Below are 26,325 nucleotides of genomic sequence, written 5' to 3'. Positions count from 1 at the left end.
CCGCCATTCCGCAACGAGCAAGCCGTCGGGAGGGCTGCCTTATGACCATTCATATCGCCGAAGGCGATATTGCCGCGCGTACGCGTGCCATCGTGGCCGATCTGCGCTTCCTCGAAGGACCGCTTCTTCCCATTTTGCACGGGGTCCAGGCAGAATTCGGCTACGTCCCGCAGGAAGCTCTGCCTGTGATCGCAGAGGAATTGAACCTCTCTCGCGCCGAGGTGCATGGCGTGATGACCTTCTATCACGACTACCGCGACCATCCCGCCGGGCGGCATGTGCTGAAGCTCTGTCGCGCCGAGGCCTGTCAGTCGATGGGCGGCGACGCGGTTGCCGAGCGCGTCAAGACGTTGCTCGGTATCGATTTTCATCAGACGACGCTCGATGGCAGCGTGACGCTGGAGCCGGTCTATTGTCTCGGGCTTTGCGCCTGCGCCCCGTCGGCGATGCTTGACGGTGAGGTCTATGGCCGGGTTGACGATCAGACGGCGGCGGAACTTGTCGCGGAGGCACGCCGATGACGATCAAGATTTATGTTCCGCGCGATGCCGCAGCGCTGGCGCTCGGAGCCGAAAAGGTGGCAAAGGCGATTGCCCAGGAGATCGCCGCCCGCGGCTTCGATGCCGAGATCGTGCGCAACGGCTCGCGCGGAATGTTCTGGCTGGAGCCGCTTGTTGAAGTCGAGGTCGCCGGCAAACGTATCGGCTACGGACCGGTGAAGGCCAAGGACGTGCCCGTTCTGTTCGACGCCGGGATGATGAGCGGCGGCGACCATCCGCTCTGTCTCGGGGAGGTTGAAGACCTCCCGTTCCTGAAAGAACAGACCCGGCTGACCTTTGCCCGCTGCGGCATCACCGATCCGCTTTCGCTCGCGGACTACGAGGCGCATGGCGGCCTTGCCGGTCTTCGCCGGGCCGTTTCGATCACATCGGCTGAAATCGTCAAGGAAGTCACCGATTCGGGCCTGCGCGGACGCGGCGGTGCGGGTTTCCCCACAGGCATCAAGTGGAAGACGGTTCTCGATGCCGCCGGCGACCGCAAATATATCGTCTGCAATGCCGACGAGGGCGACAGCGGCACCTTTGCCGACAGGATGATCATGGAGGGCGATCCCTTCGTGCTGATCGAGGGCATGGCGATTGCAGGGCTCGCGACCGGGGCGACCAAGGGTTTCGTCTATACGCGTTCGGAATATCCGCATGCGATCGCGGCGATGACGGCGGCCATCGGCATCGCCCGGCAGGCTGGTATTCTCGGGCTATCGGTGCTCGGTTCGGGCCGCGCCTTCGATATGGAGGTACGCACCGGCGCCGGCGCCTATGTCTGCGGTGAGGAGACCGCGCTGCTGAACAGCCTCGAAGGCCAGCGCGGTGTCGTGCGCGCCAAGCCGCCATTGCCGGCGCACAAGGGGCTGTTTAACTGTCCGACCGTCATTAACAACGTGATCTCGCTCGCCTCCGTCCCCGTCATCATGGAAAAGGGCGCCGCCTTCTACCGTGATTTCGGCATGGGCCGCTCGCGCGGAACGATCCCGCTGCAGATTGCCGGCAATGTCCGGTACGGCGGGCTCTATGAGACTGCCTTCGGTCTTTCGCTCGGCGATATCGTCGACAGGATCGGCGGCGGCACCGCGACGGGCCGGCCGATCAAGGCCGTGCAGGTCGGCGGCCCGCTCGGCGCCTATTTCCCGCGGGCGCTGTTCGACACGCCTTTCGATTACGAAGCTTTCGCCGCCAAAGACGGGCTTATCGGTCATGCCGGCATCGTCGTTTTCGACGAGACGGCCGACATGCTGAAGCAGGCGCGTTTCGCCATGGAATTCTGCGCCGTCGAAAGCTGCGGCAAGTGCACGCCCTGCCGCATCGGCTCGACGCGCGGCGTGGAGACGGCCGACAAGATCGCCCAAGGCATCGAACCGGAGAAAAACCGGGCGCTGCTTGCCGATCTCTGCAACACAATGAAGTTCGGCTCGCTCTGCGCGCTGGGCGGTTTCACGCCCTATCCCGTCATGAGCGCCATGACGCATTTCCCGGAGGATTTTTCTCCGGGGCCGATCGTGGAGGCGGCCGAGTGATGACATTCCTCCGGTCCGACTTGCTCAATTCCATGTCCATAAAGGAAGCCGTCCATGTCTCTCATTCATGAAATCGACTATGGAACTCCCGCTTCGAAATCCGAGGCCATGGTGAGGCTCACCATCGATGGACGGCAGATCAGCGTGCCTGAGGGAACCTCGATCATGCGTGCCTCGATGGAGGCCGGCATCGAGGTGCCGAAGCTTTGCGCCACCGACATGATGGATGCTTTCGGCTCCTGCAGGCTCTGTCTCGTCGAGATCGAGGGCCGCGCAGGTACGCCTGCCTCCTGCACGACGCCGGTGGCGGCAAACATGGTGGTGCACACGCAGACGGGGCGGCTCAAGGATATCCGCCGCGGCGTGATGGAGCTTTACATCTCCGACCATCCGCTCGACTGTCTCACCTGCGCTGCCAACGGCGATTGCGAATTGCAGGACATGGCAGGCGCCGTCGGCCTGCGCGACGTGCGCTACGGCTACGATGGCGACAATCACGTCAAAGCCCGCAATAACGGCGATCTCAATCTGAAATGGATGCCGAAAGACGAGTCCAATCCTTATTTCACCTTTGATTCCTCCAAATGCATCGTCTGTTCGCGCTGCGTGCGCGCCTGTGAGGAAGTGCAGGGCACCTTTGCGCTGACGATCGAGGGGCGTGGTTTCGGCTCGCGCGTTTCAGCTGGAATGCATGAGCAATTCATCGATTCCGAATGCGTCTCCTGCGGGGCCTGCGTCCAGGCCTGCCCGACGGCGACGCTGACGGAGAAGTCGGTCATCCAGATTGGCCAGCCGGAACATTCGGCCGTCACCACCTGTGCCTATTGCGGCGTCGGCTGCTCCTTCAAGGCGGAGATGCGTGGCGAGGAGCTGGTGCGCATGGTGCCCTGGAAGGACGGCGAGGCCAATCGCGGGCATTCCTGCGTCAAGGGTCGTTTCGCTTACGGTTATTCCACCCATAAGGACCGCATCCTCAACCCGATGATCCGCGAGAAAGTCAGCGATCCATGGCGGGAGGTGAGCTGGGACGAGGCCTTCGCGCATGTGGCGTCGGAGTTCCGCCGGATCCAGTACCAATACGGCCGCGAGGCGATCGGCGGCATCACCTCCTCACGCTGCACCAACGAGGAAACCTATCTGGTGCAGAAGCTGATCCGCGCCGGCTTTGGCAACAACAACGTCGATACGTGCGCCCGCGTCTGCCACTCGCCGACCGGCTATGGTCTCGGCCAGACATTCGGGACTTCGGCAGGCACGCAGAATTTCGACAGCATCGAACATTCGGATGTCGTCGTCATCATCGGCGCCAATCCGACCGACGGGCATCCGGTGTTCGCCTCGCGGCTCAAGAAGCGGCTGCGCCAAGGCGCCAAGCTCATCGTCATCGATCCGCGCCGCACCGATATCGTCCGGTCGCCGCATGTCGAGGCCTCCTATCACCTGCCGCTGAAGCCCGGCACCAATGTCGCGGTGATGACGGCGCTGGCGCATGTGATCGTCACTGAAGGGCTCTATGACGAGAAATTCATCCGCGAGCGTTGCGACTGGTCGGAGTTCGAGGACTGGGCGGCCTTCGTTACCGAACCGCGCCACAGCCCCGAAGAGACGGAAATCTTTACCGGCGTGCCGGCGGCCGATCTTCGCGGTGCGGCAAGGCTCTATGCCAAGGGCGGCAACGGCGCGCTCTATTACGGCCTCGGCGTCACGGAACACAGCCAGGGCTCGACGACGGTCATCGCGATCGCCAACCTCGCAATGGTGACCGGCAATATCGGCCGTCCCGGTGTGGGGGTAAACCCGCTGCGCGGCCAGAACAACGTGCAGGGTTCGTGCGACATGGGTTCGTTCCCGCACGAGTTGCCTGGTTACCGGCATATTTCCGACGATGCGACGCGCGATATCTTCGAAAAGCTCTGGGGCGTGAAGCTCAACAACGAGCCGGGCCTGCGCATCCCGAATATGCTGGATGCCGCCGTCGACGGTTCCTTCAAGGGCATCTACATCCAGGGCGAGGACATTCTCCAATCCGATCCCGATACGAAACACGTCGCGGCCGGGCTGGCGGCCATGGAATGCGTCGTCGTGCAGGACCTCTTCCTCAACGAGACCGCCAACTACGCCCATGTCTTCCTGCCGGGCTCGACCTTCCTCGAGAAGGACGGCACGTTCACCAATGCCGAACGCCGCATCAACCGCGTGCGCAAGGTGATGTCGCCGCGCAACGGTTATGGCGACTGGGAAGTGACGCAAAAGCTTGCCCAGGCGATGGGGCTCGACTGGAATTATACCCATCCGTCCGAGGTCATGGACGAAATCGCCGCGACGACGCCGAGTTTCGCGATGGTCTCCTACGACTATCTCGACAAGATCGGCTCGGTTCAGTGGCCCTGCAACGAGAAGCACCCGCTCGGCTCGCCGATCATGCATGTGGACGGCTTCGTGCGCGGGAAGGGCAAGTTCATCCGCACGGAATATGTGGCGACCGACGAGCGCACTGGCCCGCGCTTCCCGCTGCTGCTCACCACCGGCCGCATCCTCAGCCAGTACAATGTTGGGGCGCAGACCCGACGGACCGAGAATGTCACCTGGCATGCGGAAGACCGGCTGGAAATTCATTCGCACGATGCCGAGCAGCGCGGCATTCGCGACGGCGACTGGGTAAAGCTCGTCAGCCGCTCCGGCGATACCACGCTCAGGGCTCTGATCACCGATCGCGTCGCGCCCGGTGTCGTCTACACAACCTTCCATCATCCGGGTACGCAGGCGAACGTCATCACCACCGACTACTCCGACTGGGCGACAAACTGTCCCGAGTACAAGGTGACGGCGGTGCAGGTCTCGCCTTCCAACGGGCCGAGCGACTGGCAGCTCGAATATGACGAGCAGGCGCGGCAGTCGCGCCGCATCAACGGCAAGCTCGAAGCAGCGGAGTGATGATGCAGGGGCTTGGCAAGGGAGAGCATGGACCATGACCTTCACCATCACTGCCCGTGCTCCTGAAACCGCCCGCCGCAACGGCATCCTGCAGTCCGGCTCACGCATCGTGCCGGAAGAGGTGCCCGTCGCCTTTTCCTATGGCGGCAGTACGCATGCGGTGATGATGGCGACGCCTGATGATCTCGAGGATTTTGCCCTCGGTTTCAGTCTGACCGAAGGCATCATCACCGGACGGGCGGAGGTTTCGGGTATCGAGATCGTCGAGGGCGAACAGGGCATCGACGTGCAGGTGAGCCTTGCCGACGAGATCGCCGATCGGCTTCGGGCACGCCGCCGCAGCATGGCCGGGCCGGTCGGCTGCGGGCTCTGCGGCATCGAATCGATCGAGCAGGCGGTGCGGCCGGTGCCTGACGTCTCGGCATCGCTGCTGGCGTTATCGCATGCGGATATCGTGCGGGCCGTTTCGCTTCTGAACGAGGCGCAGCCGCTGCACCGGGAGACGCGAGCGGTGCATGGTGCCGGCTTCTATCTTCCCACCAGCGGACTGGTTGCCGTGCGCGAAGATGTCGGCCGGCACAATGCGCTGGACAAGCTTTGCGGCGCGGTCGTCCGCTCCGGCGAAAAAGGCGGTGACGGCGCCGTCGTCGTTACCAGCCGGCTTTCCGTCGAGATGGTGCAGAAGGCGGCGATCCTCGGCAGCCCCGTGCTCATCGCCATTTCAGCGCCGACCGCTCTCGCCATCCGCACGGCCGAAGAGGCCGGCATGACGCTCGTTGCGCTGGTGCGCGGCGAGGACTTCGAGATTTTCACCCACCCGCACCGCATCTCGCCCGGAAGTATCGCCGATGTCGCATGATACCAAGACCAAGCTCGTCTATATGGCGAACCAGATCGCCACTTTCTTCAAGAGCCAGCCGGCCAGCGAGGCCGCGGAGGGAGTTGCCGGCCATATCAACAAATTCTGGGAGCCGCGCATGCGGCGGCAGTTGTTCGAAATTCTGGAAAAAGAGGAAAACGGCCTGGATGCGCTCGTGCTTCAGGCCGCTCCCCTGATCCGCAAACCGGAGGCGGAGGCAAGCCAGGTCCGGTAACCAACCATAAAGGCGTCTTGTTGGGGGACCGTCAGCGGCAGGCCGCTTATATATGTCCCAACCTTCGCGCTGTTCTGGTGCGCTTCATTTCCGTCCGGCGCGGACGGAAATCAGAATTCTTCCCAGCTCTCGGCCGTGGCCGCCGCAGCAGCACCGCGCGCGCCCGCGACACGCGGAACGAGATGCAGCGCCGGTGAGCCCGTCTGCTGCCTGACGGCTGCGGTTGTTGCGCCCGGCACGCGGAACCTTGCCAACAGGACGCGCAGCGTTTCGGCTTCCCTGGCAAGGCTGTGGCTGGCCGCCGTGCTCTCCTCGACCATCGCGGCATTCTGCTGGGTTGCCTGATCAAGCGTGTTGACCGCCTGATTGATTTCCTTGAGCCCGGTTGCCTGTTCCCTCGACGCCTCGACGATCGCCTCGACATTGACGTTGATATCGCCGACCTGCGCGACGATCTCCTCGAGCGCCTTGCCGGTCTCGCCTACAAGGCCGACACCGTTCTTGACGAGCTGGCTCGACGTGGTGATGAGCGCCTTGATTTCCTTGGCGGCCTTGGCGGAGCGTTGGGCGAGTTCGCGAACCTCCTGGGCGACGACCGCAAATCCCTTGCCGGCCTCACCGGCGCGCGCCGCCTCGACGCCGGCATTGAGCGCCAGGAGGTTGGTCTGGAAGGCGATGTCGTCTATGACGCCGATGATGTTGTTGATTTCGCGCGAGGACTGTTCGATCTGATCCATGGCAGTGACCGCATTGCGGACCACGGTGCCGGAATGCTCAGCGCCCTGCTTGGTCTTGGCGACAAGGCGACCCGCTTCGCCGGCCCGGCGGCTGGAATCGTTGACCGTCGTGGTGATCTGTTCCAGCGCGGCTGCCGTCTCTTCAATCGAGGCAGCCTGCTGTTCCGTCCGCTTGGAGAAGGAATCTGCCGATGCGCCGATCTCGCTCGAGCCGGTGGCGATCGCACCGGCATTCTCGCCGATCGTCTTCATCGTCTCGGCAAGACCCTTGATGGTGGTGTTGAAATCGTGGCGCAGCTGCTCCATCGACGGGACGAAAGGCGTATCCACCGTCCTTGTCAGATCGCCTTCGGAAAGAAGGCGGAGCGAAGTGCCAAGCAGGGAAATGGCGCTCATGCGCTCCGTGACGTCGGTTGCGAATTTCACGACCTTGTAGACCTTGCCGTCGGCATCGACGATCGGGTTATAAGCGGCCTGGATCCAGATTTGCCGGCCGCCTTTGCCGAACCGGACAAATTCGTTGGCGATGAATTCACCCCGCGCCAGTCGCTTCCAAAAGTCGGTATAGTCTTGGGTCTTTGCGTAGGCAGGATCGCAGAACATGCTGTGGTGTCTGCCGGTGACCTCGCCGAGCGAATATCCCATGGCGCCGCAGAAATTCTCGTTTGCGGTCAGGATCTCGCCGGTCGGTGTAAATTCAATGACCGCCTGCGAGCGCGAGATCGCCTCCAGCTTGCCGGAATCCTCGATCGCCTTCTTCTTTACAGCGGTGATGTCGGCCGCAAATTTGACGACCTTGAACGGTTTTCCGCCCTTCAAAACGGGATTGTAGGACGCCTGGATCCATATTTCCTTGTTGCCCTTGGCAAAGCGCTTGTAGGCGCCGGCATCATATTCGCCACGTCCGAGCCGCGCCCAGAATTCGCGATACTCCTGGGTCGCCGTATAGGCCGGCTCGCAGAACATGCTGTGATGCTTGCCGAGAATCTCCCTCAGGCTGTAACCGAGCGCTTTGCAGAAATTCTCGTTCGCGGTCAGGATATTTCCTTTGAGATCGAATTCGATGATTGCTTGCGATCTGGAAATGGCATCAAGAATGTATTTCGAATCGGAGGATAGACTAAACATTCCTGTCCCTCTGAAATGCACAGCGTCCGCTGCTTCGGTGTGGTCTCGAAGCTGTTCGGGTGGGGAACGCCGGCGCGCGGATACAACCGTTAATCGCTTGTCATATCCCGCCTACCGGAAGGCGTATCACCCTCATGCTTCGCAATCATGATGATAGGCTGTGGTTAATTTTCGATATAAAAGACATCGCTTATATTCGCGTTAGATTGAAAAAGTGACGGCTAACCAATAAGGGCGTGTATTGCCGCAATAAAAAACCGCCCGAAGCGGGCGGTTTCTTGAAATTCGAGGTATTGGCCGGATCAGGCCGCCAGTTCATCCGTCTCGTTTTCCTTGAACATCTTGGCAAGGTTCAGGAAGCAGATCATGCCATTTTCCGAAGCGATGACGCCTTCGCAATAGGCGCGATCGAAGGAGGCGGTCACTTCGGGCACCGGCTGGACCTGGCTGGACGAGATGGTGAGAATGTCCGAGACGCGGTCGACGAGCATGCCGATGACCATGCTGTGAACTTCGGCGACGACAATGGCGCTGCGCTCGTTGGCGACGGTGCTCTTCATGCCGAGCTTGTAGGCGAGGTCGATGATCGGGATCACCGAGCCGCGCAGGTTCATGACGCCGATGACATCGGCCGGCGCATGGGGGATCGGCGTCGAGGGCGCCCAGCCGCGGATTTCGCGGATGGTCGTGGTCTTGACGCAGAATTCCTGATCATGCAGGCGGAAGGCAATGATCTCGAGCGTATCGCCGCTGAAGCTAGTGGAATTGATCGTGGCCATTAGAATTCTTCCCAACTGTCGAAAGCCAGGGCAGAAGCGGGTGCGCCACCATGGCGCCGACGAGCTTTGCCTTCACACCACGCGATGGCTTGCGCTTGGCGAAGCATCGTTACGGTTGACGACGACATTAACGGAAGAGTGTTGCCCAAATCTAAATCGGGAACGGGATTGCGAAGGTTTTCAGCCTCGATTTATTTCAGCTGATCGTCTTCTCGATCTCGGAGACCGCCCAATCGACCTGCTGCCTCGATATGACCAATGGCGGGGCGAGGCGAATCGTGTGGTCGTGAGTATCCTTGGCGAGCAGGCCGCGCTCCTTCAACGCATGGCAATATTGCCGCGCGCCGCCGGCTTCGGGCTCCAGCTCGATCGCCATCATCAGGCCGCGGCCGCGAACGTCCCGGACGATATTCGAGCGGATCGACCTCAGGCCTTCGAGGAAATAGTCGCCCATAACGGCGGCGTTCTCGATCATGCCCTCTTCCACGAGCACCTTGAGCGCCGTGCGCGCCACCGCGCAGGCGAGCGGATTGCCGCCGAAGGTCGAGCCGTGCTGGCCGGGTTTCAGCACACCCAGGACCTCGGAATTCGAAAGAACGGCCGATACGGGATAGAAGCCGCCGGAAAGCGCCTTACCGATCAGCGTCACATCGGCCTCAATGCCTTCATGCTCTTCCGCCAGCAGCTTGCCGGTGCGGCCGAGGCCGGTCTGGATTTCGTCGAGGATGAGGGTGACGTTGTTTGCCGTGCAGAGCTCGCGGATGCGGGTGAAATAACCGGCCGGCGGGATGATGACGCCGGCTTCCCCCTGGATCGGCTCGATAAGAGCGGCCACCGTATTGCCGTTGATCGCAGCCTCGAAGGCCTCGGCATCACCGAAAGGAACGGTGCGGAAGCCTGGCGTATAGGGGCCGAAGCCGGTGCGGGCGTCGGGATCCGTGGAGAAACTGACGATGCTCAGCGTCCGGCCATGGAAGTTATCGGCGCAGACGATGATCTCCGCCTTGCCTTCCGGCACGCCCTTGACCTCGTATCCCCATTTACGCACCGCCTTGATGGCGGTTTCCACAGCTTCGGCGCCCGAGTTCATCGGCAGGATCTTGTGCGAGCCGGTGAGGGCCGCCAGTTCCTCGTAGAGATAGGCGAGCTGGTCGTTGCGAAAGGCGCGGGAGGTGAGCGTCAATCTCCCCGCCTGCTCGACCATGGCGGCGAGGATCTTCGGATGGCAATGGCCCTGGTTGACGGCCGAATAGGCCGAGAGGCAATCGAGATAGCGATTGCCGTCGGTATCCCAGACATAAACGCCTTCGCCGCGTGTCAGCACCACGTCGAGCGGCTTGTAATTGTGGGCGCCGAGCCGCTGTTCCGTGGCGATCAGTTTTTCCGAAGTGTTCATGGCCGTTCTCCCTTTTAGTCTATTTCAACGCATGTCGTTATCGCAAAACCGCTGCACACTTTTGCGCGACATGCTTTATGCGGCGCGTGTCGGACGATCGAAGATGCGGCGGCCGAAGAGGCTTGCCGTCAGCTCCACCAGGATGCGGGCGCTCTTGCCGCGATCGTCGAGAAACGGATTGAGCTCGACGAGATCGAGTGACGAGACGAGGCCGCTGTCCGAAAGCATTTCCATAACGAGATGCGCCTCGCGGAAGGTTGCGCCGCCGGGCACAGTCGTGCCGACGCCGGGGGCGATCTCGGGGTCGAGAAAGTCGAGGTCGAGGCTGACATGCAGCAAGCCATTCGCCTTGGCGACGACATCGAGAATATGGCGCATGATCGCGCCGATGCCCTGCTCGTCGATCGCTCGCATATCGAAGACGTAGACGCCATGTTCGTGGATTTCCTCGCGCTCGCGCGCGTCGACCGAGCGGATGCCGACCTGGAAGACGTTCTTCGGATCGACGAACGGCCGGTCCTTCGGCAGGATCTCGGCGAACTCGGCCTCGCCGCAGAAGAAGGCGACGGGCATACCGTGAATATTGCCGGAGGGCGACGTGGCAGGAGAGTTGAAATCGGCATGGGCGTCGAGCCAGAGCACGAAGAGCGGGCGACCTTTGCCCGCGGCATAGCGCGCCATGCCGGAGACGGTGCCCATGGAAAGGCTGTGGTCGCCACCGAGGATCAGCGGGAAGCGGCCGGAAGCGGCCACGTCGTAGACACTGCTTTCGAGCGCGCGGGTGAAGGCGCCGACGATCCTCAGATTGTGGGCTTTGGGATGATTCGGCAGGTCCATCGCCGGCACAATCCTGAGATCGCCGATATCGGCGACGTCATGGCCGAGCTCGATCAGCGTCTGGTCGACGCCGGCAATGCGGAGCGCCGCAGGACCCATGGCCGCGCCTCTGCGGCCGGAGCCTTCTTCCAACGGGGCGCCGATGAGGGTGACGGATCGTGATTGGGCATTCATTTCGAGGGCTCCGTGTTGAGGCCTGTTTCGGCCGGATAGTGGGATAAAGGGCTGGCGGCAAAAAGATGGAAAAGTGCCAGAAATGGACTATGATCGCGCAGATTGATAAAGCTATTTTGACAAAGTGATCAGCGTGGACGATCTCGACACCGAACTTCTGAGCGCCCTTCGCCACAATGCCCGGATTTCCGTCTCCTCGCTTGCGGCGATGACGGGCGCGTCGCGGGCGACGGTCGCCGCCCGTATCGACCGGCTGGTCGCCAGCGGCACCATCGTCGGCTTCACCATCCGCACCAGTCACGAGACGCGCTCTGCCGGCGTGCGTGCCATCGTCATGATCGAGGTGCTCGGCAAGCTCGCCGACAGAGTGGCCGATCAGCTAAGGGGCCTGCCGCAGGTGCGGGCACTCCACAGCACCAACGGCAAATGGGATTTCGTCGCCGAACTCGAGGATCGCGATCTTGCCTCTTTCGACGAGACGCTGCGCCGCATCCGGTTGATCAACGGCATCAACTCGACCGAGACTAACATTCTCCTCAAGACGAGCAAGACAGGTTTCTAGAGCAATTCCAGGCAGCGCGCGAAGCGGTCTTGCCAGAATTGTTCAAAACAGAAGTCAGGCAGGTTCAATATTCGCGTTCGTAGACGATACCTGCTTCACCTTCGCCGTTGCCGCCGGCCCCTCCCCGCAGTTTGACGCCGCGGCCGACATCGAGGTTGATGATGGCCTTGGCGCCGGCCGCGCCGCCCTGCTGCAGTTCGAAATAGGTGCGGTCGTTGAGATAGCGGCCGACGCTGACGCTCGTCTGGCCCTTGGAATCGGTGCTGACGTCGAAATCGTCGACGCCGAGCTGATTACGCAGGCCTTCGAAAAGCGAGGTGGAACGGTTTCCGGCCAGCTGGCTGACAGCGTCCGCGAGCTGGGCGATCTGCACCGGCGAGAGCTTCGACATCGACTGGCCGAAGATCAGCTGTGCCAACACCTCGTCCTGCGGCAGCTGGGGAGAGGAGGAAAAGGTGATCGAGGGATCGGTGGCGAGGCCCGCGACATCGACGGTCAGTGTCGTTGTGCCGGAAGCCGACGTCGCTTCCATATCGAGTGCCGGCGTCAGGTCGCCAGCAAAGGTGATCCTGCTCTTGTTGGAGAAATCTAGCCGGCGATTGAGAATGGTCAGCCGGCCGCGGCGCATGGTGAAACCGCCAGTCACAACAGGCACTGCCGCCGTTCCGCGGATCGTCACTTGGCCGCCGAGTTCGGCATCGATGCCGCGGCCGCGCACGAAGATATGCGAGGGCGCATCGATTTCGAGATCCAGAGCGAGGACCGAGGATTTCTCCCCCGGTTTCCGCTCGCGGTCGTCCCGCAGCTGCGCAAGCACCGCCCGAGGCGCATTGACATGGCGGATGTCGATTTCGCGCAGCGAGGTCGGCAATTTTTCAGGGACCGTGATCGAGGTCTTTTCCAGCTGAAGCTTGCCGTTCAGCGTCGCATTCATGATCGGTCCGCGCAGGCCGAGCGTCCCGCTGACGGTCGAGACGACGAGGGTTCCATCGACATAGGCCGCTTTGTCGAGCTTGATCGAAATGTCGGCGGGGAAGCCGCCGGCCGGCTGGATGCCGATAGTGCCGCTCGCCGAAATCGTGCCGCCGCCGCCGAGGCTGCCGTTGAGACGCGAGATTACGGCCTGGCTGCCGTTGAAGCTGACGGTCGCCGCGACATTGTTGACGGCAAGATTGCGCCGGACGTCGACGAGTTTTGCGCCATTGGTTACGACGGTGCCATTGATGACGGGTGCCGCGGCTGTTCCACCGATCCGCAGATCGACGGTGGCGACACCATCGGCAACGAGGCCCTGCTCCGCAAGCGGTGCGCCGAGCACGGCGAAGGGAAGATTGCCGTTGAAGTGCATGTCGAGGGCGCGGTCGCCTGATATGACCACGCTGCCGCCGCCCCTCAGCGACATGCCGGCGTCACCGGTCAGGCTGGTGTCGACCGTCAGCCTGTTTTCGGCAAGCTTGCCGGATGCGCCGATGGTGAACGGCGAGAGGCCGGCGCCCTTCGTCTGGCTGGTGGCTGCGTTCTTCCAGTCGACCTTGAAATCGACGGAGGGCGCCGACGGCGTGCCGGTGGCCTTTACGGTCGCCGAAACCGCGCCCTCGGCGGCAAGACCGGGCACAAAGCCGTTGGCGATGCCTGCGGGAAGGCCGTTGGCATTGGCTGTCACATCGACTGACCGGATCGATGTGCCCGCGAGGGTGAGATTGCCGGAGGCTTTCAGCGCGATGCCGCCGCTGCCGCTAAGGTCGGCATCGAAATTGAGCCTGTCACCGGCATATTTTCCTGTCGCCGCCAGCGTGAGGTGGGAGATGCCGGCAGCCTTGGTATGGCTGGTCGCGGCGTCCTTCCAGCCGAGCTTGAAATCGACGATCGGATTGGCCGGCGTTCCCGAGGTCACGGCGTTTGCCGAAAGCGTGCCTTCTGCACCGAGGCCGGGAACGAAGGCATTTGCGATATTTGCCGGCAGCGCCGGGATATCGGCATTGATCGAAAGGTCGCGGATGGCCGTTCCCGCGATCGTCACGCCGCCCGTCGCTTTGGCCAGCACGCCATCCCTGCCGGCGAGGTTGGCGTCGAAATCGACCCTGTCATTGGCGAACTTGCCGGATGCTGCGGCGCTGAGGCCAGAGAGGCCGCTGCTTCGGGTCTGGGCGGTTGCGGCGTTCTTCCAGTCGAGCTTGAAATCGACCGCCGGTTTCGGAAGCGTCCCGAAGGCTGATGCCGTTCCCGACACTGTGCCTTCTGCGGCGAGGCCCGGCACAAAACCATTGGCGAGGCTCGCGGGCAGGTTGGCAAGATCGGCTTTGACGTCGAGATTGCGGACCGAGGTGCCCTCGATTGCGACATTGCCGGCGGCTTTCAGCGAGAGGCCGCCCTCACCGTCGAGATCGGCATCGAAGTTAAGCCGGTTATCGGCGAAGCGCCCCGATGCGGCAAGCGTAAGGCCCAAGAGATGGGCGCTTCTGGTGTGGCTGGTTGCGACATCCGTCCAGTCGAGCTTGAAGTCGGCCTTCGGCGCGGCGGGTGTTCCGGCGGCGGAGAGTGTGCCTGAGATCGTGCCGCCGGCGGCGAGGTCCGGAACGAAGGCGTTTGCGAGGCTCGCCGGAACATTGGCGATCTCAGCATCGATCTTGACGTTATCGATCGCCGTGCCGGCGAGGGCGACATTGCCCATGGCCTTCAACGAGAGGCCTTTGTCGCCGCTGGCTGCGGCGTTGAAATCAAGCTTGTTTTCGGCGAATTTTCCCGACGCGGTGAGGCTGAGCGCGGCAAGGCCGGCGCGCTTCGTGTGGCTTGTCGCCGCCCCTTTCCAATCGAGATTGAAATTCGCCGACGGGGCGGAAAGCGAACCGGTGGCGGAGAGCTGTCCGGAGATAGCGCCTTCGGCGGCGAGATCGGCGACGAAGCTGTTTGCGATGCTTGCCGGGATATCGGCCAGCACGGCGTCGACCTTGACGTTGCCGATCGTCGTGCCCGTGATGGCGGCATTGCCGTTTGCCTTGAGCGAGAGATTGCCTGCGCCTGCAATCGCTGTTTCGAAATCGAGCTTGCTGTCGGCAAATTTTCCGGAAGCCTTCACGGCGAGATCGGCAAGGCCGGCCCGCTTGGTGTGGCTCGTCGCGGCATTTTTCCAATCGAGATCGAAATCGGCGGTCGGAGCGTCAAGCGAGCCCGAGGCCGTCACTCTTCCCGTTATCGTGCCTTCGGCAGCGAGATCTGGGACGAAACCATTGGCGATGCGGGCCGGCAGGTTGAGGATATCGGCTTTGACATCGAGGATCGGGGCTGCCGGGTCGGCGAGCGCCACGTTTCCGGCGGCCCGGAGCGACAGGCCGTCATTGCCGCTCACCATCGTATCGAAATCGAGTTTCTTGTCGGCGAATTTACCGCCTGCGATGATGCCGAGCGGCGCGAGACCCGCTCCCTTGGTCTGGCCCGTCGTCGCATCTTTCCAATCGAGCTTGAAGTCGGCCACGGGCGCGGCGGGCGTGCCCGTTACCGCAATCGTTCCCGAAATCGTGCCGCCTGCCGTAAGGTTCGGCACGAAACCGTTGGCGAGTGCTGCCGGTAGTTCCTTGATCTCGGCATCGAGCTTCAGCGTGTCGCCGGCCGAGCCGGTGACACTCACCGAGCCGGCGCCGGTTTTCAGCGTCAATCCATTCAGATTGGCGCTCCCGCCGCCGATCGTGATCAGCGTCGGTGCGGCAAGTTCGATCGGGATATTGCGGGGGCTTGCCGAGAAACGATCGAGGTTCAAGTCGACCGTGCCGCCCGCCGCCTCGACATTGCCGGCCGCCAGCACGGGGTTGCCGTCATAGGCGGCATCGAGATCGAAGCGGGTGTTGTTCTGCTCCTTGGCAAACCTGAGCGAAAGGCCGGCAAGCTTGTTCGTTCCGACGCTCACTTCCGCGGTCTTGACCGTGCCGTTCGCGGCAAGGGCATAGAGATCGCTGACCGTGACATCGATATCCGGCTTGACGATCGCAAGCGTATCACGGCGGATCGAGCCACCTTTTGCAAGCAGCTTGAGCGCAATTTTGCCGCCGTCGCTGCTGATGCCGAGCGAACCCTTGAGATCGCCTTCCGCTTTCTGTCCGCCGAGTGCCGCGAGCAGGCCGACATTGGGGAAATCGAAGGTCAATGCGCCGGTCGGTTGGAGCGAGGCCGAGAATTCGAGATTGCCGGTCAGCCGGTTGCCGCCGATGTCGGCGCTCAGCGCGGGAATGCTCATCTTGCCGTTTTCGGAGCGGATGTCGCCGTTGATGCCGATCGGTTGGCCGTCGATCGTGCCGGTGGCGGCGATCTTGCCCTGCGGCGCCTTGGGATCGGCGAGGCCCGACAGGTCGACATTGAGATTGGCGAGCACGCGGTCAGCCATCTCAAGGCTGGCTGCCTTGAGATTGGCCGTCACGGAAATTGCCGGGAGTTCTCCCCCGATCCTTAATGCGTAACCTACCCCGCCGCTGGTACCTGTCACGAGCTTGCCGATATCGGGCAGCCGGCCGGAGAGATCGGCATTCAACGCCGAGCCGTCGAGCGCGACATTGCCGGCGGCTTCGAGCGTGCCTGATTTCACGACGATATTGGAAAACGCGAACTTCGACGGGATGGTGCCGGCGACCTGGCTTTCGAGCGAGATCGGCCCGTCGAACTTGCCCGCCAAAGCGGCCGGCAGGGCTGCCGGCTCGATGGCGAGCTTGACGTTGCCGGTCAGCGCCGCATCCACCAGGCGATAGGAGCCGTTGAGACCACCGCTGATATTGGCGCTTTCGACGGTGGTACCGTTGAAGCCGATGCCGTCCTGCGAGATCTGCAGGGGCGCGGCGATGGTGACCGGCCCCTGGACCGCGCGGTTGAGGTTCGGGTCGGCAAAAGTCATATCGCCGGCCACGAGGCGCAGCTGGACACTGCCGGAACGGGCGGCGAGATTGAAGGCGTCGCTTTTTGCCGTCAGCTTGACGTTGCGGATATCGGCCTCCGGAAGGGTCGCAGTGTCGAGCGAGCCGCTGACGTTCAGCCGGGCCGCCCGCGCATCGCCCGTCAGGGCCAGGTTGAGCCCCGAGATCAGGAACCGTGCTTCGCCTTCGGGGAGGGGCCAGCGGAAATCGACAGGGCCTGACGTGCCGAGCAGATTGGCGTTCAGGCTGTTGTTGCCGGCCGGGTCGAGCGTGCCCGATGCGGCGATCACGACGCTGCCGGTGGCGAGATTGCCGGTCTGGATATCAATCTTGCCGCGGTTGTCGAAGGTGGCGGCGAGATCGATATTGGTCTGGCCGGCAAAAAGCGGCCGGAATGCCGATGGAAGCAGCGAGCTCAGGTCGCCGCCGCCCTTGAGGTCGAGATGGTGCAACCCGTCCGCGGTGATGGCATGTCGGGCTTCGATTGCGGCACGCTGCTGTCCGTCGAGGGCGGCCTGCAATTTGCCCTTCCAATCGGATATCGGCCCCTCTCCGTCGAGATCGATGTTGACGGCGGGACTATCGGGCAGGCCGAGAAAGCCTGCCAGCAGTCCGCCCTTCGGCTCGGAAAGCTCAGCCTTCAGCCGCAGCCGGTTTTCGGCCGGAGCAAAGGCGATGTCGGCGGCAAGCCGCGCATCCGGTACCTCGTGACGGCTGACATTGACGACGGCTTCGCCGCCGTCGCCGTTCGCCGAAAGGCTCCCCTCGGCGGCGAGCGCAAAAGCGCGGCCGGCAAAAGGTTCGGCAAGCTTGATATCGGGCAGCGCGACGCGGTCGATGTCGACCTTGAGGGGAAGACTGAACCCGCCGGATTTTTCGGCTCCAGGCCGCGAGGGCAGGGTGCGCACCGGCTTGCGCAGCACGTTGATTGCATCGATCTCGAAGCGTTTGGCGTGGAAAGTCCCCGTCAGCAGCACGAGCGGATTCCAATCGACCGCGATTCCATGGATTTCGGCAAAGACGCCCCTGGTATCGGAGATGGTGATCTCGGCGGCACGAAGCCCGCCCGTCAAAAGGCCTTCCGGTTCGCGAACCTCGATCGTCATGTCACGGTTGGAAAGCGTGGACGCGATCTTCTCGGTGACGATGCGGGCGCCGAAGGCAGTAAAGCCGAAGATCGCAAGCGCCGCGACAGCGAGAATCAAAGTAACGCCCAGGGCATAGCCGGTGAGCCGCAGGATCCAAGTGACGATTTTTGCCAGCGTTTGCATCGGCGCGGACACTACTCCGTTTTCATGACGGCCCACAGATCGGAAAACAAAGCGGAATCGGCCACCCTAGAAGGACTGGCCTATGCCGGCGTAAATTCCGTAATCTGTGCCATTCTCGTACTTGTTCAGCGGCACGGCAAAATCAAGCCGCAGCGGGCCGAAAGGCGTCGCATATCGTATTCCCGCGCCGGCGCCGGCGCGGATATCGGAAAAACCAGGGAAGGTGCTGCCCGATACCGTGCCGACATCGATGAAGGGCACGATGCCGATCGTGTCGGTGATCTTGATGCGGGCCTCCAGCGAACCGGTCACATAGGAGCGGCCGCCGGTGGCATCGCCATTGTCGTTATAGGGCGAGATTTCCTGATAGCTGTATCCGCGCACGGAGCCGCCTCCGCCGGCAAAGAAGCGCTGGGTGGCGGGAATGTTCTCGATGCCGTCGCCGCCAATCAAGACACCGGTGGCAACCTTGCCGGCAAGCACCACTCCATCCTCGGCGCCGAACGGCAGATAGCCGGAGATCGAGCCTTCGAACGCCGCATAGGGCGTGGCGTTGAAGATCTCGTAGCCGGGCTTTGCCGAGAGTGTGGCGCGATAGCCCTCTGTCGGGTTGAACTTGTCGTCGCGCTCGTCGCGGTCATATTGGATCGGCAGAGTGACGGTGAGATAGTCGTTCTCGCCGAAGGCATCGTCGTCGCGCTCCCAGCTGACCTCGCCGCTCGCAGAGATCGTGTCCTTGTCGGTCAGTTCGTAGGAAAGGCCGAGCGAGGCGGTGACGAGCGTCGCGTTGTAGGCATCCGGATTGACCGTCTTGGCGACGATGCCGGCCTTCAGCGTGGCAGCGGGGAAGAAGGCGCCCGGCTTGGTGAAGAGGATGCCGGCCGAATAGTCGAGGTTGCCGACATCGGTCGTTTCGCCAAGCCGCGAAACAGATCCCTCGATCCTCAGCGTCTCGGCCTCGCCGAACAGATTGCGATGGCCCCAATAGCCCTGGATGCCGAAGCCGTCGGTGGTGGAATATTGCGCGCCGACGCCGAAGTAGCGCCTCTTGCCTTCGGAAACCTCGATCGTCATCGGCAAGGTACCATCCGGCGCCAGCGCATCGCCCTGGTGAATGGTGACGCTCGAAAAGACGCCGAGGGCGCGGAGCCGTTCGCCGGCTTTCTTCAGCGCTTCCGGAGAGTAGGCCTCGCCCTTGTTCAGCCGCGAATAACGCTGGATAAAACCGGGTTTGACGGTCTTTTCGCCAGTGACGCCGACATCGCCGATCGGGGCGATAGGGCCACCTTCGGCAGCAAGCACGATGTCGACGGTGTTGCTCTTGTGATCGGCGACGACCTTGCGCTCCGTCAGTTTGGCGAAGGGGCGGCCTTCGCTCTTCAATTGTTCGACTATTTTGTCGCCGGCCTTGATGATGGCGAGCGAGCCGGCCTCGGCGCCTGGGGCGAGATCGTAATCGGCGGGATTGCGGTTTGCGGCGTCCCCGCCGAACTGCACTTCGTTGACCGTGAAGACGGGACCGGGTGCGACGGTCACGGTGACGGGAATCGGTCCGGACCGGTCGAATGTCGGATTGGGCGGTAGGTCGTCGATATCCCTGCCGTCGATGGTGATCGTAACCACGCCGCCATAACGGGCCTTTTCGTACAAGGCGGCGATCAGCCGTTCGCGGTCGTCGCGCGCCTTGACGACAATGCCGAGATCGCCGGAAACCGGCTGCGCTTGGTCGCTGACGAGGCGGGAACTGTTTTCCAGCGCTTCTTTCAGGTCGGGATCGGCGGTATCTGCTTTGAGGTCGACTTGATAGCGCACAGGATCGGGCACCTGTTCGCCTTCGTCTTTATCCTTGCCGAAGATGGTAATGCCGAAAAGCTTGAAGGCGTAAGCATCGCCGATCAGGACCGGTGAGAATGCAGCCGCCGCTGCAACCACCATCATGGTGCCTGTTCGCCGATACGCAATACCTGTTTTCGGGCTTGTCCCTCTGATCCGCATCCGCCGCTTTTGGTTTACGCCTACAATGAAGCTTCGTTGCCCAGCCGTGAACAGCTTAGCGGCAAAATCGCGCGGGGTGTACCATTTTAAATTGCCAACGCACTAATTTAGCACAAAAAATCCCGGAGATGTGTCCGGGATTTCCTGATTTTGCCGTTTGCGACCACCCTCAGCGCGGGCAGGTATCGATGTAGCGGCGGCCGTAGCGGTCGCGATAGTAGCACTGGCCGGGCTGTTCGGCGACGCTGCCAATGAGGGCGCCGGACACGCCGCCGATAGCGGCGCCGACGGCGGCACCACGAACGTTGCCGGTGACTGCACCGCCGATCACAGCGCCGGATGCAGCGCCGATGCCTGCGCCCTGCTGGGTCGGCGTGCAGCTTGCGATCGACAGGCCGATCAGTGCGAGTATGACAGCTTTCTTCATTTCGTTTCTCCTGGGTTGTCGCCCAATGGGCATAGGCCGTCCCTATTGTTTTTTGTCAGGCTAGACCGAAAACTATGTCGGAAGAAAGGGTTGTCCATCCGCTACAGTGATTTTTTGCGAGGCGGCTGTCGTCGCCTTGCGCATCTTTGGGAAATTCCGCCGCATTCTGCCGGATCAGATTCATTGATCGCGGCGCGCATATTTTTTATCTGGAATCATTCAAAAATCTGGGCCTTTTGCCGCAGTTGATGTTAAAGCAAAGGGTAAGGATTGACGCGCGGACGTTCGGTCAGCAAGAACGGCCGCGTGATACTGGAGCATATGATGGATTTCGAAGCGTTTTTCAAAAACGAGCTGGACGGGCTTCATGCTGAGGGCCGTTACCGCGTTTTTGCCGATCTCGAACGTCACCGCGGCAATTTTCCGCGCGCGACGCGCCATACGGCCGATGGCGAAAAGGAAGTCACGGTCTGGTGCTCCAACGACTATCTCGGCATGGGTCAGCATCCGAAAGTGATTGAGGCGATGAAGAACGCCATCGACCACTGTGGCGCGGGTGCGGGAGGCACCCGGAATATTTCTGGCACCAACCACCATCATGTCATGCTCGAGCGTGAGCTTGCCGACCTGCACGGCAAGGAATCAGCGCTGATCTTCACATCGGGTTATGTGTCCAACTGGGCGGCACTCGGCACGCTCGGCGCGAAAATCCCCGGCCTCATCATCTTCTCCGATGCGCTGAACCATGCCTCGATGATCGAGGGCATCCGTTACGCCAAATGCGACAAGGTGATCTGGAAACACAATGACGTCGCCGATCTTGAAGCTAAGCTCAAGGCGGCCGATCCAAAGGCGCCGAAGCTGATCGCCTTCGAGAGCGTCTATTCGATGGATGGCGATATCGCACCGATCAAGGAGATCTGCGATCTCGCCGACAAATACGGCGCGATGACTTATCTCGATGAAGTGCATGGCGTCGGCATGTATGGCCCGCGCGGCGGCGGCATTGCCGAACGCGAGGGGCTGATGGACCGTCTGACCGTCATCGAGGGCACGCTCGGAAAGGCCTTCGGGGTGATGGGCGGCTATATCGCGGCTTCATCAGCACTTTGCGATTTCATCCGCTCGTTCGCCTCCGGCTTCATCTTCACCACCGCGCTGCCGCCGGCGCTGGCCGCTGGTGCGGTCGCTTCGATCCAGCACCTGAAGGTCAGCCAGTTCGAGCGCGCCCGCCACCAGGACCGCGTGCGCAAGCTCCGGGCACTGCTCGACCAGAACGGCATTCCGCATATGGCCAATCCGAGCCATATCGTGCCGGTGCTGGTCGGCGATGCGGCCAAATGCAAGTGGATATCCGACCTGCTGCTCGACAATTGCGGCGTCTACGTCCAGCCGATCAATTATCCCACCGTGCCGAAGAAGACCGAGCGCCTGCGCATCACGCCGACGCCGCTGCATTCCGATGCCGATATCGCCCATCTGGTCGAGGCCCTGCATTCGCTCTGGTCGCGCTGCGCCCTTGCAAGGCACGTCGCCTGATCCTTCGATGATCGCTTGGGTTTGAACCCCTGAATCAGGACCTCCATCGGAGGTCCTGATGGCGTTTGGTTTTGCTCCCGAAAATCTTCCTCCGCCCGGATGAAGTCGTTCCGCGCTGACAAATTGAGACCTGCGCCGGTTCGAGGGGTCGATATCGCAATCCGCTCCGACTGCTTCGCATCGATCTTTTCCCACGCCTTTCCCTGCAAGCCGCACTGCTTCGGCCAATTTCCGAATTGAACTGAGAAAACCTTTTCTCACTTGACACAAGAGTTGGTAAAAGCTTTTCTCAGGCCACTTCAGGAGGAGGAAGGTCTGAATATATCGGGAGGAAAAAGAGGCAGGATCACCATCCATGAGGTGGCGTCGGCTGCCGGGGTGAGCATTTCGACGGCGTCGAAAGCTCTCAACGACACGGGCCGGATGGGAGCGGAAACGCGCGAGCGCGTGAAGCGGATTGCCGGCGAAATCGGGTATCGGCCGAATGCGCTGGCGAGAGGTCTTCTCAGCAAGCGCAGCTTCACCATCGGGCTGCTGACGAACGACACCTATGGCCGCTTCACGCTGCCTGTCATGGCGGGCATTTCCGACGCTCTCGTCGATCATGGGGTTTCGGTTTTCCTGTGCGCCATCGAAGACGATCCTGATCTCGCGCAGATCCATGTCGACGCGATGCTGGACAAGCAGGTCGACGGCATCATCGCGACGGGCAAACGCCTGGACAGGCGTCTACCCGTCGACCTGTCGAATTTGCATGTGCCCGTGGTCTACGCCTTCACGGAGGGAACGCAGAACAGCGTTACATTCCGGTCTGACGACGAACAGGGTGCGAGACTGGCCGTCGAATGGCTCGTGAAGATCGGACGGCGGCGGATTGCGCATATCACCGGACCGGAAGACTTCTTTTCGGTGAGGGAGCGAGCCGGCGCCTATCATCAGGTGGCGGGTCACCGTGAGCCGGTGCTCTACGGCGTCTGGTCGGAGAGCTGGGGCCATGAAGCGATCGAAGAGCTTTGGAAGAGGCCCGGAGAAAAGCCGGACGCGCTTTTCTGCGGCAACGACCAGATCGCCCGCGGCGCGGTGGATGCGTTGCGCGAGCGCGGCATCAAGGTGCCGCTGGACGTCTCGGTGATCGGCTTCGACAATTGGGAGATTGTCGCGGCCCAGACGCGGCCGCCGCTGACGACGGTGGATATGGAACTGAAGGAACTCGGGCGGCAAGCCGGACTGACGGTACTTGCGCTCGCGGAAGGCCGGCCCGTCGAACCGGGAGTGAGGAAATTGCCCTGCCGGCTGATCGTCCGGCAGTCATGCGGGGGTAAGCCCCCAAGGGAATGAGCATAAGGGAATGAGCAAAGGCGCAGGGAGATGCGCCGTATCGGGAGGAGTGTCATGATCAAGCGTCTATTGGCGGCGACCAGCATCGCTACCTTGTGTCTGTTTTCGGCCGCGTCGGCCGCCGAGAATGTCGAAATGTGGGTTCGTACGGGAATCGGCGACTCCTTCAAGAAGGTGGTCGAGGCCTATAATTCCGGTCACGACAACAAGGTCGTGGTGACGGAGGTGCCGTACTCAGAACTCGTGCAGAAATATGCGACGGCAATCGCCGGCGGACAGGCGCCGGACGCCCTGTCGATGGACCTGATCTACAACCCGGCCTTTGCCGCGGCCGGCCAGCTGGAAGACCTGACGGACTGGGCGAAGTCGCTGCCCTATTTCAACTCGCTTTCGCCATCGCATGTTCGTCTCGGCACGTATCAGGACCGGATTTATGGACTGCCGCTTTCTGTGGAAACATCGGTCTTCGCCTGGAACAAGGATCTCTACAAGAAAGCCGGTCTCGATCCCGAGAAGGCGCCGGCGAGTTGGGATGAAATTACCGCCAATGCGCAGAAGATCCGGGCGCTGAGCGATGACACCTACGGCTTTTATTTCTCCGGCGGCGGCTGCGGCGGCTGCATGATCTTCACCTTCACGCCGCTCGTCTGGGGTGCGGGCGCCGATATCCTGTCGGCCGACAGCAAGACGGCGACACTCGATACGCCCCAGATGCGCAAGGCCGTCGATATCTACCGCAACATGGTCAAGAAGGACCTCGTGCCGTCCGGCGCCGCCAGCGACAATGGTGCGAACTTCCTGAGTTTCACCAACGGCAAGATCGGCCAGCAAAGCCTCGGCGCCTTTGCCATCGGAACGTTGGTGACCCAGCATCCCGATATCAACTTCGGCGTGACGCTCATTCCCGGCGTCGACGGCAAGCCGTCGTCCTTTGCCGGCGGCGACAATTTCGTCATCACCAAGGGCTCGAAGAAGATCGACGCGGTGAAGGAGTTCCTCGAATATATCTATTCGATGGATGGCCAGAAGATCATGGCAAAATACGGCAGCCTGCCGACACGCGGCGATATTGCCGACAAGGTGCTGGAAGGCCTCGACCCGCGTATGCGGATCGGCCTCAAGGCGATCAGCGTCGCCAAGACGCCATATACGCTGCAGTTCAACGACCTGATCAACAGCGCCAACGGCCCCTGGGCAAGCTTCACCAACGCCGCGATCTTCGGCGACGATGTCGACAGCGCATTCTCGAGCGCCCAGTCGGAAATGCAATCGATCATCGATAGCGGCCAATAACTCTCCCAAGGCCGCGGCCGGGGAGCGGTGGCAGCTTCCCGGCCAATTTCAAGTGACATATGCGGAGCGTTTCGATGACCGGTTCCGGTTCGACGACCCTATTGCCTCGACGCAAGCGACGACGCAGATCGAATTGGCGCGGCCTTCTCTACATCGCGCCGGCTATGGCGCTGGTGATCGTCTTCTTCGTGATGCCGGTTCTGTTCACGGGATGGATGAGCCTTCACAACTGGCCGCTGATGGGGGCATCGCGTTGGATCGGTTTCAACAATTATTTTCGCATGTTCAACGACACCCGCTTCATGGCGGCGCTGAATTTCACGGCCTATTATACCGTGATCGTCACGATCGCGATCTTCGCCGTCGCCTTTCCGCTGGCGATCTTCGTCGAAAAGGAACGGCAGTTCGTCAGCGCCTACCGCACGATCATCTTCCTGCCCGTCGTCGTCGGCCTTGCCACAGCCTCGCTGCTCTGGGTCTGGCTCGCCAATGTCGATAGCGGTTTCATAGGCCCGGCCCTGAAGGCGCTCGGTCTTGTTGAGAAGAGCCCCAATCTGCTTGCGACCTTCGACACCGCTTTTCTGACAATCGTGGTGATGGTCGTCTGGAAGATCGCGGGCTTTACCATGATCATTCTACTGACCGGGCTTCAGGCCATTCCGTCCGATTTGACGGAGGCAGCCCGCATCGACGGCGCCGGCCGCTGGCAGCGTTTCCGGCACCTGACGCTGCCGCTGATGCGCAAGACGATCGCGCTGGCGCTGATCGTCTCCGTCACCGGTTCGATCCTCGCCTTCGACCAGTTCTACATCATGACATCGGGCGGCCCGCAGAACAAAATGATCTCGGTGGTCTACTACATCTTCAACCAGTCCTTCGTGTCCTTCAATCTCGGTTATGGCGCGGCGCTCTCGATTGCGCTTCTCGCCATCCTCGTCGCCATCAGCATCGTGCAGCTCTGGCTGCTTCGCGTCGGGGAGGAGCGTCCATGAGCACCTCAAGGGAGCGGCGCGCGCGCAAGGCGATCCGCGTGAAGTCGGCCTATCATCTCACCGGCATCGCCATTTCGATCTTCTTCCTCGCCCCCTTCGCGATCACGCTGCTCGCATCCTTCCGGCGGGGCACTGAAGCCAGCCTGCCGCCCCTGCCGCCATGGCCGACATCGGGCGTCAGCTTCGATGCCTATGCGCTGCTCGATACGTTCGGCGCCGGCATCTGGCGGCACATGATCAATTCGCTGTTCGTTTCCGCCGCTACGGTCGTGCTCACTGTGGTCGTCAGCCTGCTCGCCGGCTACGGTTTCTCACGGTACCGGTTCCCGATGAAGAATGCGCTCTTCGTGCTGATCATCGCCACGCTGATGATCCCGTTCCAGTCGATCCTGACGCCGCTCTTCATCATCCTCGCAAAGCTCGGCCTCAACAATTCGCTGCTCGGGCTGACGCTCGTCTATGTGACGCTGCAATTGCCCTTCTCCGTCTTCATGATGCGCAACGCCTTCGACGCCGTGCCGAAGGAAATCGAAGAGGCCGCACGCATCGACGGCGCGCGCGATCTGAGGCTCCTGGCACGCGTTCTCCTGCCGCTGGTGCTTCCCGGCGTGGCGACGGTCGCAATCTTTGCCTTCCTCAATGCCTGGAACGAGTTCCTCGCCGCGCTCGTGCTGCTCTCCAGCAATGAGAAATACACCCTGCCTGTGCTGATGACGGCGGTGCGCGCCGGACGGCTCGGCGCCGTCAACTGGGGAGCGGTGCAGGCCGGCGTCGTCGTCATGACGATCCCATGCCTGATCGTCTTCCTGCTCCTGCAACGCTACTACATGCGCGGGCTGATGGCCGGCGCGGTGAAATGA

18 protein-coding genes are annotated in these 26,325 nt (G+C 61.9%); 11 read left to right on the top strand and 7 right to left on the bottom strand.

What is annotated here, in order from left to right; all coding sequences use genetic code 11:
- The first annotated feature begins 41 nt into the window (after positions 1 to 41).
- From EFD55_RS27885 to EFD55_RS27865, 5 genes are read left to right on the top strand one after another with little or no spacing between them, the layout of a single operon-like run.
- On the top strand, positions 42 to 521 hold the full coding sequence (locus EFD55_RS27885; RefSeq protein WP_125849561.1) for a formate dehydrogenase subunit gamma: 480 nt from the start codon (positions 42 to 44) through the stop codon (positions 519 to 521).
- A complete protein-coding gene (locus EFD55_RS27880; RefSeq protein WP_125849559.1) occupies positions 518 to 2,074 on the top strand; it encodes a formate dehydrogenase beta subunit in 1,557 nt (518 codons plus the stop codon). Before EFD55_RS27885 ends, EFD55_RS27880 begins: the two co-directional genes overlap by 4 nt.
- 54 nt (positions 2,075 to 2,128) lie before the next feature.
- Positions 2,129 to 5,008, top strand: coding sequence for a formate dehydrogenase subunit alpha (gene fdhF, locus EFD55_RS27875; protein WP_125849557.1), 2,880 nt, complete (start codon positions 2,129 to 2,131; stop codon positions 5,006 to 5,008).
- Positions 5,009 to 5,042: 34 nt separating this feature from the next.
- The gene (fdhD, locus tag EFD55_RS27870; RefSeq protein ID WP_125849555.1) at positions 5,043 to 5,867 is read left to right on the top strand and encodes a formate dehydrogenase accessory sulfurtransferase FdhD; all 825 of its coding nucleotides are present in this window, start codon (positions 5,043 to 5,045) and stop codon (positions 5,865 to 5,867) included.
- Positions 5,857 to 6,102 (top strand): formate dehydrogenase subunit delta, encoded by a 246-nt coding sequence (locus EFD55_RS27865; RefSeq protein WP_125849552.1) that lies wholly within the window; start codon positions 5,857 to 5,859, stop codon positions 6,100 to 6,102. The genes fdhD and EFD55_RS27865 overlap by 11 nt, the downstream gene beginning before the upstream one ends.
- A gap of 110 nt (positions 6,103 to 6,212) precedes the next feature.
- On the opposite strand, the gene EFD55_RS27860 is transcribed toward EFD55_RS27865, so the two are convergent.
- From EFD55_RS27860 to rocF, 4 genes are all read right to left on the bottom strand, one after another.
- Positions 6,213 to 7,967 (bottom strand): methyl-accepting chemotaxis protein, encoded by a 1,755-nt coding sequence (locus tag EFD55_RS27860; protein WP_125849550.1) that lies wholly within the window; start codon positions 7,965 to 7,967, stop codon positions 6,213 to 6,215.
- A gap of 302 nt (positions 7,968 to 8,269) precedes the next feature.
- A complete protein-coding gene (locus EFD55_RS27855; RefSeq protein ID WP_125849548.1) occupies positions 8,270 to 8,746 on the bottom strand; it encodes a chemotaxis protein CheW in 477 nt (158 codons plus the stop codon).
- A 196-nt stretch (positions 8,747 to 8,942) separates the two neighbouring features.
- A complete protein-coding gene (gene rocD, locus EFD55_RS27850) occupies positions 8,943 to 10,142 on the bottom strand; it encodes an ornithine--oxo-acid transaminase (protein WP_125849546.1) in 1,200 nt (399 codons plus the stop codon).
- Positions 10,143 to 10,217: 75 nt separating this feature from the next.
- Positions 10,218 to 11,153, bottom strand: a complete 936-nt coding sequence (gene rocF / locus EFD55_RS27845; RefSeq protein WP_125849544.1) for an arginase — start codon at positions 11,151 to 11,153, stop codon at positions 10,218 to 10,220.
- A gap of 124 nt (positions 11,154 to 11,277) precedes the next feature.
- On the opposite strand from rocF, the gene EFD55_RS27840 reads away from it, so the two are divergent.
- Positions 11,278 to 11,715: an Lrp/AsnC family transcriptional regulator gene (locus EFD55_RS27840; RefSeq protein WP_170960055.1), complete on the top strand. Its 438-nt coding sequence runs from the start codon at positions 11,278 to 11,280 to the stop codon at positions 11,713 to 11,715.
- 64 nt (positions 11,716 to 11,779) lie between these two features.
- On the opposite strand, the gene EFD55_RS27835 is transcribed toward EFD55_RS27840, so the two are convergent.
- The 3 genes from EFD55_RS27835 to EFD55_RS27825 form a co-directional block, all read right to left on the bottom strand.
- A complete protein-coding gene (locus EFD55_RS27835) occupies positions 11,780 to 17,881 on the bottom strand; it encodes a translocation/assembly module TamB domain-containing protein (RefSeq protein ID WP_125849596.1) in 6,102 nt (2,033 codons plus the stop codon).
- 66 nt (positions 17,882 to 17,947) lie between these two features.
- Positions 17,948 to 19,876, bottom strand: coding sequence for an autotransporter assembly complex protein TamA (locus EFD55_RS27830; RefSeq protein WP_183736823.1), 1,929 nt, complete (start codon positions 19,874 to 19,876; stop codon positions 17,948 to 17,950).
- 169 nt (positions 19,877 to 20,045) lie between these two features.
- The gene (locus EFD55_RS27825; RefSeq protein WP_003582726.1) at positions 20,046 to 20,303 is read right to left on the bottom strand and encodes a YMGG-like glycine zipper-containing protein; all 258 of its coding nucleotides are present in this window, start codon (positions 20,301 to 20,303) and stop codon (positions 20,046 to 20,048) included.
- Positions 20,304 to 20,627: 324 nt separating this feature from the next.
- Between EFD55_RS27825 and hemA the strand changes: the two genes are divergently transcribed.
- The 5 genes from hemA (at position 20,628) to EFD55_RS27800 (ending at position 26,325) form a co-directional block, all read left to right on the top strand.
- A complete protein-coding gene (gene hemA, locus EFD55_RS27820; RefSeq protein WP_125849592.1) occupies positions 20,628 to 21,842 on the top strand; it encodes a 5-aminolevulinate synthase in 1,215 nt (404 codons plus the stop codon).
- A 360-nt stretch (positions 21,843 to 22,202) separates the two neighbouring features.
- Positions 22,203 to 23,180 (top strand): LacI family DNA-binding transcriptional regulator, encoded by a 978-nt coding sequence (locus EFD55_RS27815; protein ID WP_125849590.1) that lies wholly within the window; start codon positions 22,203 to 22,205, stop codon positions 23,178 to 23,180.
- Between the two features lie 54 nt (positions 23,181 to 23,234).
- Complete coding sequence (locus tag EFD55_RS27810; protein WP_125849542.1) at positions 23,235 to 24,473, top strand: ABC transporter substrate-binding protein; 1,239 nt, start codon at positions 23,235 to 23,237, stop codon at positions 24,471 to 24,473.
- Between the two features lie 74 nt (positions 24,474 to 24,547).
- On the top strand, positions 24,548 to 25,465 hold the full coding sequence (locus EFD55_RS27805) for a carbohydrate ABC transporter permease (RefSeq protein WP_125849540.1): 918 nt from the start codon (positions 24,548 to 24,550) through the stop codon (positions 25,463 to 25,465).
- Positions 25,462 to 26,325 (top strand): carbohydrate ABC transporter permease, encoded by an 864-nt coding sequence (locus tag EFD55_RS27800; RefSeq protein ID WP_125849538.1) that lies wholly within the window; start codon positions 25,462 to 25,464, stop codon positions 26,323 to 26,325. Before EFD55_RS27805 ends, EFD55_RS27800 begins: the two co-directional genes overlap by 4 nt.

The sequence above is a fragment of the Rhizobium pisi genome (assembly GCF_003938655.1).
Classification (GTDB): Bacteria; Pseudomonadota; Alphaproteobacteria; order Rhizobiales; family Rhizobiaceae; genus Rhizobium; species Rhizobium pisi.
Note: the sequence above shows the minus strand (reverse complement) of the source record. Positions and strands in the feature narration are given on the sequence as shown.